The following is a 15,635-nucleotide window of genomic DNA, read 5'->3' as shown; positions in this document are numbered from 1 at the left end:
GCGAAAGAGTGAATGAGCGAATTGCTGACGCAAGAGCCTCGACACTCAATTCTCCTCTTCAGAAGGCGGTAATCGCTCTTTCGCTCATTCACTTTTTCACTCTTTAAAAGATGAAACTCAAGCCACTATATGCCCTGATGCTACCGGCGATGCTGCTGTCTTCGTGTTCGAAAGACTTCATCGAACGGCCCTCGCTGTCAGGCACAACAACCGGTAATTATTACAACAATGCCGACGAAGTACGGGGGGCTACCAGCACGCTTTACAGCGGATTGCCCTGGCGCAACTACGAAAGCCGGGCGCAGGATGCCATTGGCGATGTAATGGCGGGCAACATGTTTACCTACACCGACGTCGAGTATCTCAATTTTACGGTATCGTCTGCTTCTGAACGTATTGGCGCTTCCTGGGGTGCTTTTTACAAGATCATTGGCTACGCCAACGTGATGATCAAAACGTTCGAAGAGAAGAAAGCCGCCGGAGGTGGAGCCACCTACCTGGACCCCGCCATTGCCGAATGCCATTTCATTCGCGGAATGATTTATTTCTACATTGCCCGGACGTGGGGCGCTGCCCCGATCATCACCGATCCTGGTGCAACAGCCCTGTCGGGTAACTTCAACATTCCGCGTTATATCCAAAAAGATGTGCTGCGGTTTGCGCTCGAAGAGTTGGCACTGGCGGAAGCCGGTTTACCTGAATCAGACGTAGCCGGGCGGGTAACCAAATACGCGGCCAAGGGATTGATGGCAAAAATGTATCTCTACAGTAAAGACTACGCAAATGCCAAAGCCAAAGCCGAAGAAGTGATCAACTCGGGCCGGTACAGCCTATCTACTGACTACAGTGGCATGTTCACCAAAATGAGCATGAATAACAACAGTGAGTCTTTATTTTCAATTCAACACCAGCTGGCGCAGGACCCCTGGGGTACCGGAAACATTAAGAATCCTGATCGGGGTGCCGGTGCGCTCCGCACGTCCGAAGCCGATGCCTGGGAAATGTACGTTCCGTCGCTGGATTTGTTAAAAGAATATGAGTTTGGTGATCTGCGCCGGAAATGGTCGGTGATGGAACATGGCTGGACAAACCCGAACTGGAAGCCCCAGCGTACCAATGCCCCTAAGTACAATGCATTTATGGCGAATGGGTTTAAGTACGACACCTTACAACCCACGGAAGATGGGGGAAGCCTGGGGCCAACGCGTTCCAATATCGTCAAGTATTTTGCCGGACCCGGTAAGAGTTTTGGTGGCGATGCGGTATTGGGTCAGAATTCGGGCAACAACGTGGTGTTGCTGCGCTACGCCGATATTCTGCTCATCTACGCTGAGGCTACCCTGGGGGGAGCGGCTTCCACCAGCGACGCGAAAGCGCTTGATGCCCTGAACAAAGTACGGAGCCGGGCTGGCTTGTCGCCCAAAACATCCTTTACGCAGGCTGATATCCTGCACGAGCGCCGGGTCGAATTTGCGTTCGAAGGCGATTACTGGTACGACATTCAGCGCCAGGGATACGCCAAGGCGAAAGCCATGATCGAGAAGCAGAACCGGGGTACGGTAACGACGGCAAACTACATCACGAACTTCTCGGAAGACAAAATGTATCTGCCAATTCCGTCCGGCGAGATCGTGCAAGATCCTGAGTTGGGTAAAGATCCGGTTCCTTATTACAAATAAACATGAGTTAGTTTGTGGTTTTTTGTTCGGCGCTGTTCCATCGTTGGCCAACAACAAACGACAAATCACGAACTAGCTTCACTAAAAACGTAATCGAATGAAAGTCAATAGATTTAATCGAATAGCGGGTTTGTTACTCCTGACGGCTGTGGCCGGTTTTGGGATAACCGCCTGCGAGAAAGATACGGATGGAACTCCGCAAATTGCGCCCGGCAATCCCGTGGCTACGGCCATGGCGCCCGATTCGGCATCTGGTGGTTCTGTCGTTACCCTGACCGGAACAGGACTGGGCGATATTCGGACCATTGTCTTTGAGAAACAAAGCGTACCCGCCGGGTTCCAGCCGACATTGAACACGGACAATGCCCTTATATTCCGGGTGCCAACGGATGCGTTGGGCGGCACACAGAAGGTTACCTTCACAAACAGTGCGGGCCGGTCAGTTTCCGTAGATTTTAAAGTGCTGGCCTTTTCAACGGTGACCGACGTGTCGAACTACGACTTTACGAAAGGTTCGGAAATCACGCTTACGGGTAATAATCTCGATGACGTAACGGCGGTTGCCTTTGCCGATTCGGTAAAGGGTATTTCGGATGCGGCTACTATTGTGTCGAAGTCGCAGAAGCAACTGGTTGTTAAAATGCCGGCTTCTACACTTGGCCGGGGTACGCTGAGCATCACCAATGGTACGGGACGTATTCGGACAAAGCAGGAGTTTGTCAATCTTGACATGGCTTATAAAATCTTTACCGACGCGTACGGAACGGGTTTTCAGGATGCTTCCTGGGGCGATGCCGCTGCTGTCTCGACCAAAGAATTTAAAACGGGAACAGCGTCCATCGGCAAAACCTTCCAGAAAGGAAACTGGCACCTGGCTGCTTTTGCCAACTGGTCGGGGTCGGCCATTCCGTACTCCACCGATTACACCTATGTAACGGGCTGGATCAAAGGAGCCTCCGCCGATTACTCACTCTACCTGACAACCGACGCCAGTAAAGCCGGATTTGGTGGTTTTGACGACAAGAATAAGATCAACGTAAAAGCAGGTGTCTGGAATTACTTCAAAATCAAGCTGACAGACATCGACTTTTGGTTACCGGGCAAAACCCTGACTCAGGTTGGTTTCCGAATTCAGGGGCCTGATAAGCAGGATGAAACCTTTTACTTCGATGATATTCTGTTAGTGAAGTAACGTGAATCACACGGGCGTCTCTGCAGACCAGAGTAGGGGCACCCGTGTGATTCACGTTACGTAAACCTTTTTCCCTAATACAATTTAGCAATGACTTATCTAAAGGGAGCAATCCCTTTTTTTGTGGGCACTTGGCTGGCTACGTTGCTGACCGGATCTACGGTCGAAGCCAGTCAGGATGTTACGCCCGTTGGCGGGCAGGTCGCTTACGGCCTGCCGACGCCGGTAGCTACTAAACCGCCAACTGTCGTGCCGATGATAAATGGGCGGGCTGAGGCCGAACAGGGCGATCTGACGGGAGTGGAGATAACTACGGCTACTCCCAATTTTTCGGGAACGGGTTACGTAACCGGCATAAACAGTTCGACGGATAAAATCAGCATTACGGTGAATGTATCGGCAGGTCTGTACGAAGTGGCGTTTGGCTATGCATCGCCCCACGGGGATAAAGGCGTTGATTTTCAGGTAAATGGCGAACCAGGAAACGGCACGTTGAAACAGACCAGCACAGGGTTCAGCTCCGCTAAGGTTGGTAAGTTTTTACTACAAAATGGCCTGAATACCATCGCTATTTACCAGGGTTGGGGGCATTTCGATATTGACTATATTCAGCTTACCCCAACATCGGTATCACAACCGGTTAAGCCGCCGAACGTACTCGTTGACGCCCAGGCTACACCCTCTACGAAAGGATTGTTCGCCTACATGGTCGACCAATATGGCAGTAAGATCATCTCAGGACAGCAGGATGATGTAGAGTATGTACTGGAAAAAACCGGCAAGGAGCCCGCCATCGGTTCTTTCGACCTGATGGACTATTCGCCGAGTCGTGTGCAGTTTGGCACATTACCCCACCGAACCAGCGAAGACATGATCAACTGGGCTAAAAAAGGTGAAGGGCGGGGAGTGATCAGTCTGGCGTGGCACTGGAATGCGCCCACCGACTTGATCGATCAGGCACCCGATAAACGCTGGTGGCGCGGTTTTTATACCGATGCTACTACGTTCGACATAGCTGCTGCGCTGGCGGACAAGCAAGGCGAACGCTACAAACTCATCCTGCGCGACATTGACGCGATTGCCCTGCAACTGAAAAAATTTCAGATGGCCGATGTCCCCGTTCTCTGGCGTCCTTTACATGAAGCCCCCGGTGGCTGGTTCTGGTGGGGAGCCAAAGGACCTGGTCCATTGAAAGAACTGTGGCATATTCTGTACGACCGGCTGACGAATGACCACCAATTACACAACCTGATTTGGGTATACACCGCCACCGACACGTTCAATGCAGACTGGTATCCCGGCGATCAGTACGTTGACGTGGTAGGTATGGATATTTACGCCCAAGCCAACGTGAACATGAGCGGAAACTGGGGTAGTTCACAGACACACTTGAACGGGAAAAAGCTGGTGACCTTGTCGGAGACCGGAAATTTGCCAAACCCAGACAAGATTCGGGGATTTGGCACGCACTGGTCCTGGTTCTCGGTCTGGACAGGCGCGGATTATATCAAAAAGCAACCTGTTGAGGTACTAAAAGCGGTATTCACGGATAAGGACGTCATTACGCGTGATAAACTGCCAAACTGGCGATTGATGTCACGGGATTAACGGGAGATTGTGCCCAAACAGAAGTTGTAAAGGCGTGAGCATGGCTAATTACCACGGCACACGCCTTCATTGTTGTTGAGCATTTTGTTTCTGTAGTGTTGTTGTCATCTCTCCCGACCGGTCCGCCGATGCGGGCAGGAGAGATGACAACAACACTTATTGCGGTATACTCATCAATAAGTTTAGACAGCCTCTAAGCGTTCTTATTTTAAATATTTCTCGATTGTCTGCTGAATGAGCTGGCGGCTCGCTGCGGAGTTGTAGGCTGTTTTTTGCGTTGTAACCGCTAGTTCATCAAGTTCATGCCCCAGGGTCTGGCCTTTCACCTGCCCCTTTATGGCCACCGCATCACGCTTGGCCAACACATCGCCCCACACCGCCCGGACGTCGGCCCAGTACGCCCGATGGGTAGCCCAGAAGTCTTTCGCAGCTTTGCATTTGGCGTCGTCCGTGCGCCGGTAGGTATTCAGACCTTTTTCAGAAGCCAGCAACTGATCACCGGCTTCCGAGCGAATAACCTTGTCGTTGTCCTGCTCGTGTATGTAGCCATCCGGCCGAATTTCGTGGTGGTTGGTCCGGCGCATCACATTGTAATCCGTTCGTTTGGTGTATTCGCGCCGGGGTAGGGGGGCGTCAACTGTGCTTTCCCAGTACGTACGACCATCGGCATGAATCCAGGTGGCCGACCCTTCGTAGCGGGGGCTGTCATCGACCTCAAATACTTTCTGCGTCCATTGACCCTTTGTCTGCGCCGGGGTCAGCTTCACGCGTTTCCACGACGCATTCTGGTCAAACTTAAGCAGACTTGTGTTCTGGAACTCCCAGTCTTCACGCCAGTGCTTGATCACCATTGTGTCGTTCACGACCAGCAGATGCTGAATAACGAGTTTGGTCGATTTATTGGCTGGCCCCGACTCTTCATCAACAAAGACCAGCTCGGTGCCTTTGGCTGTGTAGCGGTCTTTGAACGTATAGTTTTTGTCGGGCGAAAAGGTCTCGGCGTACAAAAAGCTGACGTCATGACAGCCGCATTGCCCTTTTATAGCTGCAATGTCTTCGGGCTTTGGGGTTGTTTGCGCGTGAAGAGGACCGATGGCCAGCAGAAAGGCCGACAGGAATAAGAATTGATGCATAGAACGGCTAGTTTATATAGACACATTGACGGGTCAAAATTATATTTATTTAGACTCTTTACAAATTATTTTTACTTTTGTTTGGACAAATTCTAAATAGGGTCTACGTTTGTGGCATAAAGCAACTGCCAGACGGTACGTCGATGTGCAGAGTCGGATTTACCTAAATGACGCCATGTCCCCGTTTTTATTGCTAACCCTGTCGTTTATACAGCCAGCTCAAACCGATACGCTGAAAGCACGGCCCATTGATGAGGTCGTGGTGACGGCTACGCGGAATGAACGGCCGATGGGGGCACTACCGCTGCCGGTTACGGTGATTAGTGGTAAGCAAATCCAGCAGATGGGCAGCCTGCGACTCAATGACGTATTGCGCGAGCAGACCGGCCTGGCGGTTGTAACGGATCACGGGCAGGGTATTCAGGTGCAGGGATTTGGCCCCGACTATACGTTAATTCTGGTGGATGGCGAACCCATTGTGGGACGTACTGCCGGTACACTCGATCTGACTCGATTAGCGGTTGGCAACATCAAACAGATTGAAGTCGTTAAGGGACCATCGTCCAGCTTGTACGGTTCCGAGGCTTTGGCAGGTGTCGTTAACATCATTACGCAAAACCCTAGCGGTGAGCCAAATCAGGCAAAAGGCAGCTTGTCGGCGCGGTACGGAGCCAATCAAACCAGTGATCTGTCGGCCGATGTCAATAGGCAATGGACCCTTGGGCGGTCGGGTAAAGTGGGCATCTATGCCTTTGTGGATCGGTATCAATCGGCCGGGTACTCGCTGGCAAACGGCTCGACTCAGGCCCAAACCGTTGCCCCGTTTACAAACTACACGGCCAGCGGACGGCTGACGGCTACGGTAGCGACCAACCTGACATTAGCCGTATCGGGCCGTTTTTTCACGGAAAACCAATTGAATAACTTCACTGTTAGCCCCGATATTCAGGTATCCGGCCCCGGAACGGTGCGGGATTACAGTCTAAATCCCGTTTTGACACACCAGCTTTCAGCCAACTGGAAAATTACGTATCGCTACTATCATACAGGCTATTATACCCATACTGACCTCCGTTACACGGCCACTCGCGACGAGTACGATGCCAGTTTTTTTCGGCAGACATTTAACCGTCCGGAAGTCGTGGTAGAACGGATTATTAATCCTGGAAACATTCTGACTGCCGGAGCAGGCTACATTGCCGAAGGAGTCGAAGCAACGCGCTACACAGAACACAAACAATTTAACACGACATACGGATTTGCGCAGTATGAATGGATGCCATCGCTTCGCTGGACGGTGATTGCTGGCGGACGTTACGACGCCCATAGCCAATATGCCAGCCAGTTTAGTCCTAAGCTATCAGCCCGTTATGCCCTCAGTCCGTTGGTTGCTTTGCGGGGGAGCGTAGGCGTTGGGTTTAAAGCGCCAGATTTTCGGCAATTGTACTTGAACTTCGACAACGCGGTGGCGGGCTATAGTGTATTCGGTACGCAGGAGGCTGTGGCCGGTCTCGCCCGATTAAGGCAGCAGGGGCAACTGGCGGAGGTCGTTCTCGATCCTGCTCAACTGGCTACCATTCAGGCCGAACGATCTGTGGCCTATAACATTGGCGCCCAGCTCAAGTCCCCCGCATTCCCGTTGACCGTAAGCCTGAATCTGTTTCGCAACGACATCCGGGACTTGATCGAAACGCAGGTGATTGCCCGCAAAACAAACGGTCAGAATGTATTCAGCTACAATAATTTAAGCCGGGTGTTTACGCAGGGGGCTGAGCTGGAAAGTAGCTGGCGGTGGGCCGTCGGAACCGGCTATCTGACGCTGAGTGGCGGGTACCAGTACCTGATTGCCAAAGACAAAGCCGTTGTGGATGGCATCAACGCCGGAACCGTGTACCGACGCAATCCGGAAACCCTGGTCAGTGAGCGGATAAAGCCGGCCGAGTATGGCGGCCTGTTCAATCGCTCCCGGCACATGGCTAACCTGAAACTCTTTTACGAATCGCCTAAGCGTGGGCTCTCGGCTTCGCTGCGGGGCGTCTATCGCGGGCGGTACGGCTTCGCCGATCGGGACGGAAACCTGATTCTGGACTCGGACGGCGAGTATGTTCGTGGGTATATGCTCTACAATGTGTCGGCCGCCAAGACCTGGAAAGCCCTGACGCTACAGGCAGGTATTGATAACCTGACGGGTTATACCGATCCGGCCTACATTCCAAACCTGGCGGGTCGACTGTGGTACACGTCGCTGCGGTGGGCGTGGAAATCATGATCGGTTTTTGTCAACCAAGTATCTACTAAGCAATCTAAAATAGAAAAGCTCATGTGTAAGAACTGCCAGTGTCTTCTTTTATCCGATTCCGCCAACGGGCGCATCACATTGCATGATGGCATCACCGTCAACGATACGAGCCCGACGGCTGCACCCACGCAAAACCTGTATAACATCGCGTTAGAGTTTAATAACATTACGCAGTGGCTCTGCTACGATGATTTTCTAGCGTTGGAATGGAATGTCCGGAGTATCGATACTTCCGCCTATTTCGAAGCTCATCCTTACGAAGAACGAATTCACCTCAGTACGCCATCGCGTTTTCTGCGGTTCAGCTTCCGAATACACGAGCTGATCGAATTACGGAAAATGCTGAGTCGGGCGGTGGCGCGCCTGCACTGGTTCGAGGTATTGCGCAACGCCCAGAACTAAGCCGGTTTGTGCCATGACCCATGTTCTCATGTTTCGAACCAACATCAACACCGACGAGCGCATTCATCGGGCTGCCTGTCGGTTGTGCCTGCTGAAGGGAATTTGTCGATGGCGCATTGATCTCGATGATGAGAATGGCAAGACAACCCAATGCATTCTGCGCGTCGAAACCGAATCGCTTACCGAAACGGATGTCATTCGATTACTAACCGCTGCCGGATTGCAGTGCGAGGTACTAAACTAATTACCAATTAACCAACCAATGTCAATGACTAATTGTATCTACAAAACAGTGCTGGCTATCTGTTTGAGCACTGCCTTTTTCTCCTGCAGCAAGGAAGACAACCCTGTTGTTGTCGTGCAACCGCTGGCGGCTGTCACGGTAAAAGATATAGCGGCTGACCCAACTAGTACAACCAGTACAACATCGGCCACGGGCCAGCAGCCCGTTGCGGCAACCGGCAGATTCACGCTCTACAATTTAAAAGATAACAAACAGGTTGCAAACACGGACTCCGCGACAAACAAATGGGACGTCGGTTTTCGGGGAACAACCATTATTGTTAACGGTGGAGCAATTCGTTCAGGGCAGGGGGGCGCTTACGTGTATACCGGTACGTTCGATGAGTTGACCGCCGTACCGGCATCAACAACCTTCAGCCAGGACCAGAGCGCTACGGCGTTGGCGATCACCACGGGCTCCGGCAAAGGCTGGTACAATTATAACCAGGCTACCAATATCGTTTCACCCATTCCCGGCAAAGTATTTGTCATTCGAACCGGCGACGGAAAATACGCAAAAATGGAGATTCTGAGTTACTACCAGAGTGCACCGACTGCCCCGGATGCCAATAGTGTGGCCCGTTACTACACCTTCCGGTATCTATATCAGCCGGACGGAAGCCAGACATTCAAGTAATTCAGGACTTTTGCAGAACGGACAGATTACAGGTAGTGAGCTCTATCTGATAAACACAAAAAAGGCACCCGTTATGAGTGCCTTTTTTGTGTTATTGTAATCCATAATTTATTCGAACGGATTGCCGTCGTACGTAACGCTGGCAAGTTTCTTGTCCAGGTAGTACACTTGGTCGGCTGGAATCTGATCGATCAATTCGAGGCAGCGACGAGCAATGTATTCTTCTTCCATTTGCTCTTTCACATACCATTTCATAAGCTCTTCGGTAGCGTAGTCGCTTTCCCGGCGGCAAATCCCGACAATGCGATTGATCGAATCGGTAACGGCAATTTCCTGATCGAGAGCTCCTTCAAATACCGAACGTAATGAATCGAACTCTTGTCCTACAGCGTGTACTTCGGGCGAGTAGGCCGTAGCACCCTGGTCGCAGAGGTAATGGAACATTTTCATCGCATGCTTACGCTCTTCTTCCGACTGGTTGTAGAAGAAGCCCGCGCTATGGTCGAAACCATTGCGATCGCACCAGCCCGCCATCGCCAGGTACTTCGACGACGATACCATTTCCATTTGTATTTGCTGGTTCAGGGCCAGTTCAACGCTTTCTTTAACGGAACTGCGTAATCTTGCTAGATCTTTCATATTGATGCTTACTTATCGGTGAGACGTTTATGTGACAAAACAACACAAAAAAAGCGGGTGTTGTTGTACAACCGCTTTTTATTAAAGAAATTTAGAGAAAGTCTATTTATGGTTAGTTCGTTGTGGTGCAGCCACATTCGCGAAGCATAGCGTTCAAATCCAGCATAAGCTTGGCACCGTTTAGTAACTCACGCAAGTGCACCACCTCACAGAGTGTTAATACGTAGCACCGTTCGGAGCGGGGAGGGGTCAGGATTTCAACATCATGAGCCGCAGCGGTGCTCAAGGCCATCTGTTTGATGTCAACAGTTTCGACCATACGCCGAAATTGGGCAAAATCACGTGCCGACAAAGGCGTGTGCGTATCCCAGAATTCCAGGATTAATCGGTTGCTCGTGTCGCACTGATAGACAACTCCTCTATCGGTTCGAAATACTTCCTGATACGTCGCTGCTGTTTCCGTGGCCACCATTTTTCGTAAATGAATGAACAAAGATACAGTACATTTACTAGTTTAGAGCGTTTCTAAACAATATTTTTTTACGTCGGCTAAAGGGTCTATTGGGTGAGGTAATTTAGCCTTCGTGCACACAATATTTTTTGTCATTGCAACCGGTCGACCGGTTGCAATGACAAAAAACAGAAGCCCTACTTAGGCAATGGCATATCCTGCAAGTCTTCGTCGGTGAGCTTGATCGTAGCTGCCTTTACGTTTTCTTCCAGGTGCTTCACCGACGATGTTCCGGCAATGGGCAGCATAACGGGCGATGCCGCTAACAACCACGCCAGCGCAATTTGATAGTCTGTTGCCCGGTGGCGCTCCGCCACTTTTTTGATCGCGTTTTCGGCGGCAACGTTTCCCGCATTAAGCGGATACCACGGAATGAAAGCGATGTTGTTCTGCTCGCAATACTTCAGCACATCATTCCAGCGCTGCTCGCCAAAGTTGTACATGTTCTGTACCGACACCACATCGAAGTATTGTTTGGCTTCTTCGATCTGTTCCACACCTACCTCCGATAAACCGATGTGCCGGATCTTACCCTGTTGCTGGGCTTCCTTTAAAAAGCCAAGGAACTCCTCCGAAGGAACCTTCGGATCGAACCGGTGAAGCTGATACAGGTCGATGCGGTCCAGTTTCAGGCGTTTCAGGCTACCATTCAGTGCTTCTTCGAGGTGTTTGCGGCTACCATCGACCGGCCATTGGTTGGGGCCAGTGCGGAGTAAACCGCCTTTTGTACCGATCACCAGACCATCCGGGTATGGGTGGAGCGCTTCGGCAATGAGTTCTTCGGAAACGTGCGGGCCGTAGCTGTCGGCCGTGTCGATAAAGTTGATGCCTAACTCAAGTGAGCGCTTTAATACGCGGATACACTCATCATGATCGTTGGGTGGTCCCCAGATACCTTCGCCTGTAATACGCATGGCTCCATAAGCCATCCGGTTGACCGTTAAATCACCGCCAATTGTAATTGTACCAGCCTGTGTAGCTGGTTGTTGGTCTGTTGCTTGCATGGGTTTTCCTACTAGTTTGTCGGTTATACCCTAGTATATCCATATAGGGTATTCCCTGTATAAACCAACAGAAAACCTTTTTGTGTAACTTGACTCTGAAGTTTCTGATTTTACCGCTTCTCAATGCCGTCCAGGACGCGTCGGATAACATTAGCGCGCTGCATGAAATCGAGCGAAGTATGTACATCCTGATCATCAATGACCTGCTTGAACTGTTGCAGAAATTCGATATAGGCCGATAGCGCATCCGAAACGTTCGCCCGATTCTGATCGAAAATAGGCGCCCACATGGCGGGTGAGCTTTTCGCCAGACGAACCGTTGAACTGAACCCCGTACTGGCCATGTCAAAAATGGCCTGCTCATCTTTTTCTTTCTCTAGTACGGTCAGGCCAAGAGCGAAGGCGCTAATGTGGCTCAGGTGCGATACATACGCCAGGTGCAGGTCGTGTTCCTGCGGATTCATGTAAAACAGCCGCATGCCCGCATCCCGGAACAGGCTTTCCGTCAGCGTCAGGCTATCGGTACGGCTTTTCTCCCGGTCGCAGATGATGAGGTTCTTGCCCAGCAACAACTCTTTAAAAGCCGCTCCCGGTCCGGAGTTTTCGGTACCCGCCATCGGGTGAACCGCTACAAACTGCGCTCGTTTGGGGTGAACATCGGCCACATCGCAAATGAGGCCCTTGGTCGAGCCGAGGTCAACTACGGTAGCACCCGGCGGCAGATGATCGAGGACGGTGGGCAGCAGGTCGATAATGATGTTGACGGGTGTTGCCAGGACTACCAGCGTACTTTGGGCAACGGCTTCTTCGAGTGGCAGAACCTCATCAACGATGCCTTTTGCCAAAGCTAACTGCCCATTCACAACCGATGTATCGACGCCGATAAAGCGCATTCTGGGGTATTTCTCGCGTATAGCTAAGGCAAATGATCCCCCTAGTAAGCCTATTCCTACAATGCTGACAACCATCTGAATTGCACCGGCAACCCGGCGGGATTTTTATGATTTTTGGGGCGGGTTATGTCACTGCGACATTCCTGTGCTAATGGCGCTTCAGCCGTGCCGTTGCTTCGTCAATGCGCTCCTTGGGCAGACACAACGACACGCGCACATAGCGGTTGCCTTTTGGCCCGAAAATGAAGCCGGGGGCAATGAATATGTGTTTAGTCAATAACAAATCGTTGACCAGCGCTTCGGCGGATGGTATAGAGTCGGGTAATTTGGCCCAGATAAACAGGCCCTCCTGATCGGTGGAATAGGAGCAGCCCAAGGTATCGAGCAGGGCGTGTATGGCGTCCAGCCGACCCTGATAAACGGCGTTTCGTTCCCGGTGCCAGTCGTCGGAGTTAGCGAGGGCTTCGGTAGCAGCGTCCATCAGTGGTTTAAACTGGCCTGAATCGACGTTACTTTTTATGGACAGTACCGAATCCACGTAGGGCCTGTCTCCTGCCATCCAGCCAATGCGCCAGCCCGCCATGTTGTGCGACTTGCTAAGCGAGTTGAGTTCGATGGCCACTTCTTTGGCACCATCCACTGATAATAGACTAATGGGTGGTTTTTTGTTGAGAATCAGGCTGTACGGGTTATCGTGGCATAGCAGAATCCTGTGATCATGCGCAAAGCGAACTGCCCGCTCAAACAGAGCACGGGTAGCGGGTGCGCCGGTTGGCATGTGCGGGTAATTCATCCACATAATCCTGATCGGGTGGGCTGGATCGGCACTGGTCACCAACTCCTCCAGAACCGTCCAGTCGGGTTGCCAGCCGTTGTATTCCATAAGGGGGTACTCCTGCACAGAGGCACCCACCATCGTGCTCACCGCCCGATAGGCCGGATAGCCGAGTTCAGGTACCAGCACACCATCGCCCTCATTCAGAAACGTAAGCGAGATGTGGGTAATGCCTTCTTTGGAGCCAATAAGGGGTAGAATCTCCGTGTCAGCGTCGAGCGGAACGCCGTACGTATGACCGTAAAAGGCGGCAATGGCCTGCCTGAATGCGGGCGTACCTTTGTAAGGCTGATACCCATGCGCCGTTGGTTGCTGCGCAGACCTGGTAAGCGCATCGATCGTGTTGGGCGATGGCATCAGGTCCGGATTGCCGATCCCCAGGTTAATAATGTCGTGACCAGCCGCCTGAAGACGACGGACTTCGGCCAGCTTTACTGAAAAATAATATTCCTGCGTTTGGTCGGCGCGGTGGGCAAGAGGGATAATCATGCTGAACTATACTTCTTATGATTTTACGAATTGGCCATTAAGCCGGCTGTGGCGTGTCGCGAACCACAAAGATACTCGTCAGTATCATGCTACACGTTAAGAAGCCCGCGCGGTCAGGCAATATTTCAAGAGGGGAGCCAGATGCAGTGACTGCATCATTTCTCCAGTATTGATGATCGCCAGCGCCCGTTCCAGCGATACCAGATGGACGGTGATTTCTTCCGTCGATTCGAGGTGTTGGGCCTGCTTCAGCTCAACGCCTGTTGCCAGATAGGCATGCGTCAGGTTGGAATGCGTGCCCGGATTAGCCGAAAGAGTCATCAGGTGTTCCCAGTGGCCCCCGCCAAAACCGGTTTCTTCCAGCAGTTCGCGCTGGGCTGCTACCATCGGGTCTTCACCAGGATCAATAACGCCCGCACACAATTCGTAATGAACACCGGCCAGGCCATGTCGGTATTGCCGGATCAAAACCAGTTGGTTGTCGGTCGTAACGGCCACCACGTTAACCCAGTCCGGGTATTCGAAAATAAAGTAATTCGGAATGGTACCGCCGTTTTCCATACGAATCGCTTCTTTCCGAACCGTAAACCACGGTAAGGTATGGATGTATTCAGATTGTTCGACCTGCCAGGGCCGGGGGTCATTGTCGGGAGTCATAGCCGCAAAGGTAGGCAGACCTATCGGACTAATTCATCCGCAAAGCGCAGGTATTGTTCCCAGTCATACTCCGTAACATCGTGTTTTCCGGTCCGATTGTGGTAACGGACGGTTTGGCCAATGGGCTGATTTACGCCGGGAAAGGTCATTGTACTCAGGCCCACTTTGCCATACAATGCGTAAACGGGCTCCGTATGAGCCGCGCCCAGAAACTCGCCTTTGGGGTCCGACCATTGGTCATCATCGGCGCTGGCCACGTAGAGCGGGCGGGGGGCAACCAGAGCCAGCAGTTCGTGCTGATCGACCGGCAGGGCGGCTACCCGCTCGTTGTAGGTTTTATACCGTGCACAAAACCAATGAGGAAAGCTGGTATTAATGCGTTCCACGGTTTCACCATACCAGCGCCGGGATAGGGCGGCTCCGCCTTCACCGGATTCATTGGTAATAACGGCGGCAAACCGGCTATCCTGCACGCCAGCCCATATGGCCGCTTTGCCGATGCGCGAATGGCCGATGGAAATAACCCGTTTTGCATCAATGGCCGGATCGGTTTGCAGGTAATCGAGTATACGGCTCATGCCCCACGCCCAAGCACCAATGGCGCCCCAGTTATCGGCCTTTGTTGTGTCGCCCGGCGTGGATTCGCCCGGCGTGGATTCGCCCAGTACCGACCGAATACCCACACGCCAGCCCGCTGGATGATCTGGTTCGAGGTCGCCATAGTAGGCTGTAGCCAACGCGTAGCCTCGTTTCAGAATCGTTGTTATGGGCCAGCGACGTGCCTGCATACCCCGGGCTTGCTCAGTAGCTTTGTTATTGACCGACGTACCATCATGGCCATTCACCATCCAGCGGGTCGAGAGCGGAATGTCGGCTTCTGAGGTGACGCAATGGTTTCCACAAAAGTTTAATCCCAGAAAAACGGGAACGGCCTTTCTGCCTTTGGGCAAGTACAGCAATACGTTGATGGGCGACAGGTGGGGATAGTCGACAAAAGTGATGGATACCTGCTTGCGGATGGCTAATCCATTCAGCGCTGATGAATCGACGGCGGTTGTCTGGAATCGAAGTTTGATAGCCTGTTTGGGCGTTTTACCGTACACATTTTCGGCGAAGAGTTGCTGAAGTTCGACCCGTCGGTTAGCCCATTCAGCTCGGGTTTTTACTACTTTGCCTTTCAAATTAATCAGTGCATTGGGCAGGGTGTAGGAACCTACTTTGGCTTCGTCATAATTGTAAACTGGTTCGGTTACCTGTCCATTGGTGAACCGGGTCGACAGCAGGGCAAGGGCTAAGAAAAGCAGGAATCGAGCCATATACAGGGTAGAGGAAAGAGTCTGACAGAAAAGTCGGAACCCCTGTTTTTCATACTCTC

The 15,635-nt window shown here is 51.9% G+C and carries 15 protein-coding genes; 7 read left to right on the top strand and 8 right to left on the bottom strand.

The window, feature by feature from the left end:
• Positions 1 to 110 precede the first annotated feature (110 nt).
• The 3 genes from ACYU87_RS20555 to ACYU87_RS20545 all read left to right on the top strand — a co-directional run bounded on the left by ACYU87_RS20555 (position 111) and on the right by ACYU87_RS20545 (position 4,479).
• Positions 111 to 1,679: a RagB/SusD family nutrient uptake outer membrane protein gene (locus ACYU87_RS20555; RefSeq protein WP_461135977.1), complete on the top strand. Its 1,569-nt coding sequence runs from the start codon at positions 111 to 113 to the stop codon at positions 1,677 to 1,679.
• Between the two features lie 97 nt (positions 1,680 to 1,776).
• Positions 1,777 to 2,871, top strand: coding sequence for an IPT/TIG domain-containing protein (locus tag ACYU87_RS20550; RefSeq protein WP_461135976.1), 1,095 nt, complete (start codon positions 1,777 to 1,779; stop codon positions 2,869 to 2,871).
• A gap of 90 nt (positions 2,872 to 2,961) precedes the next feature.
• The gene (locus ACYU87_RS20545) at positions 2,962 to 4,479 is read left to right on the top strand and encodes a glycosyl hydrolase (protein ID WP_461135975.1); all 1,518 of its coding nucleotides are present in this window, start codon (positions 2,962 to 2,964) and stop codon (positions 4,477 to 4,479) included.
• A gap of 203 nt (positions 4,480 to 4,682) precedes the next feature.
• On the opposite strand, the gene ACYU87_RS20540 is transcribed toward ACYU87_RS20545, so the two are convergent.
• Positions 4,683 to 5,612: a DUF6607 family protein gene (locus tag ACYU87_RS20540; RefSeq protein ID WP_461135974.1), complete on the bottom strand. Its 930-nt coding sequence runs from the start codon at positions 5,610 to 5,612 to the stop codon at positions 4,683 to 4,685.
• A gap of 175 nt (positions 5,613 to 5,787) precedes the next feature.
• Between ACYU87_RS20540 and ACYU87_RS20535 the strand changes: the two genes are divergently transcribed.
• From ACYU87_RS20535 to ACYU87_RS20520, 4 genes are read left to right on the top strand one after another with little or no spacing between them, the layout of a single operon-like run.
• On the top strand, positions 5,788 to 7,881 hold the full coding sequence (locus ACYU87_RS20535; RefSeq protein WP_461135973.1) for a TonB-dependent receptor plug domain-containing protein: 2,094 nt from the start codon (positions 5,788 to 5,790) through the stop codon (positions 7,879 to 7,881).
• A 51-nt stretch (positions 7,882 to 7,932) separates the two neighbouring features.
• Complete coding sequence (locus ACYU87_RS20530) at positions 7,933 to 8,313, top strand: hypothetical protein (RefSeq protein WP_461135972.1); 381 nt, start codon at positions 7,933 to 7,935, stop codon at positions 8,311 to 8,313.
• A gap of 13 nt (positions 8,314 to 8,326) precedes the next feature.
• Positions 8,327 to 8,557: a hypothetical protein gene (locus tag ACYU87_RS20525; protein ID WP_461135971.1), complete on the top strand. Its 231-nt coding sequence runs from the start codon at positions 8,327 to 8,329 to the stop codon at positions 8,555 to 8,557.
• A gap of 24 nt (positions 8,558 to 8,581) precedes the next feature.
• Entirely contained in the window at positions 8,582 to 9,232 is a 651-nt protein-coding gene (locus ACYU87_RS20520; protein ID WP_461135970.1) for an HmuY family protein, read from the top strand.
• Between the two features lie 108 nt (positions 9,233 to 9,340).
• Here the strand turns inward: ACYU87_RS20520 and ACYU87_RS20515 are convergent, their stop codons facing one another.
• The 7 genes from ACYU87_RS20515 to ACYU87_RS20485 all read right to left on the bottom strand — a co-directional run bounded on the left by ACYU87_RS20515 (position 9,341) and on the right by ACYU87_RS20485 (position 15,576).
• Positions 9,341 to 9,871: a ferritin gene (locus ACYU87_RS20515; protein ID WP_461135969.1), complete on the bottom strand. Its 531-nt coding sequence runs from the start codon at positions 9,869 to 9,871 to the stop codon at positions 9,341 to 9,343.
• Positions 9,872 to 9,983: 112 nt separating this feature from the next.
• Complete coding sequence (locus ACYU87_RS20510) at positions 9,984 to 10,343, bottom strand: hypothetical protein (RefSeq protein WP_461135968.1); 360 nt, start codon at positions 10,341 to 10,343, stop codon at positions 9,984 to 9,986.
• 176 nt (positions 10,344 to 10,519) lie between these two features.
• Positions 10,520 to 11,386, bottom strand: coding sequence for an aldo/keto reductase (locus tag ACYU87_RS20505; protein ID WP_461135967.1), 867 nt, complete (start codon positions 11,384 to 11,386; stop codon positions 10,520 to 10,522).
• A 110-nt stretch (positions 11,387 to 11,496) separates the two neighbouring features.
• Positions 11,497 to 12,354: a prephenate dehydrogenase gene (locus ACYU87_RS20500; RefSeq protein WP_461135966.1), complete on the bottom strand. Its 858-nt coding sequence runs from the start codon at positions 12,352 to 12,354 to the stop codon at positions 11,497 to 11,499.
• Positions 12,355 to 12,427: 73 nt separating this feature from the next.
• On the bottom strand, positions 12,428 to 13,603 hold the full coding sequence (locus ACYU87_RS20495; RefSeq protein WP_461135965.1) for a pyridoxal phosphate-dependent aminotransferase: 1,176 nt from the start codon (positions 13,601 to 13,603) through the stop codon (positions 12,428 to 12,430).
• Between the two features lie 96 nt (positions 13,604 to 13,699).
• Positions 13,700 to 14,260 (bottom strand): NUDIX hydrolase, encoded by a 561-nt coding sequence (locus tag ACYU87_RS20490; protein ID WP_461135964.1) that lies wholly within the window; start codon positions 14,258 to 14,260, stop codon positions 13,700 to 13,702.
• 20 nt (positions 14,261 to 14,280) lie between these two features.
• Positions 14,281 to 15,576 carry a glucuronyl esterase domain-containing protein gene (locus ACYU87_RS20485; protein ID WP_461135963.1) on the bottom strand — a complete coding sequence of 432 codons (1,296 nt, stop codon included), beginning with the start codon at positions 15,574 to 15,576 and terminating at the stop codon, positions 14,281 to 14,283.
• Positions 15,577 to 15,635: the final 59 nt, after the last annotated feature.

The sequence above is a fragment of the Spirosoma lituiforme genome, assembly GCF_054776635.1.
The sequence above is the reverse complement of the archived record's forward strand: the minus strand, read 5'-3'. Positions and strand labels throughout refer to the sequence as shown.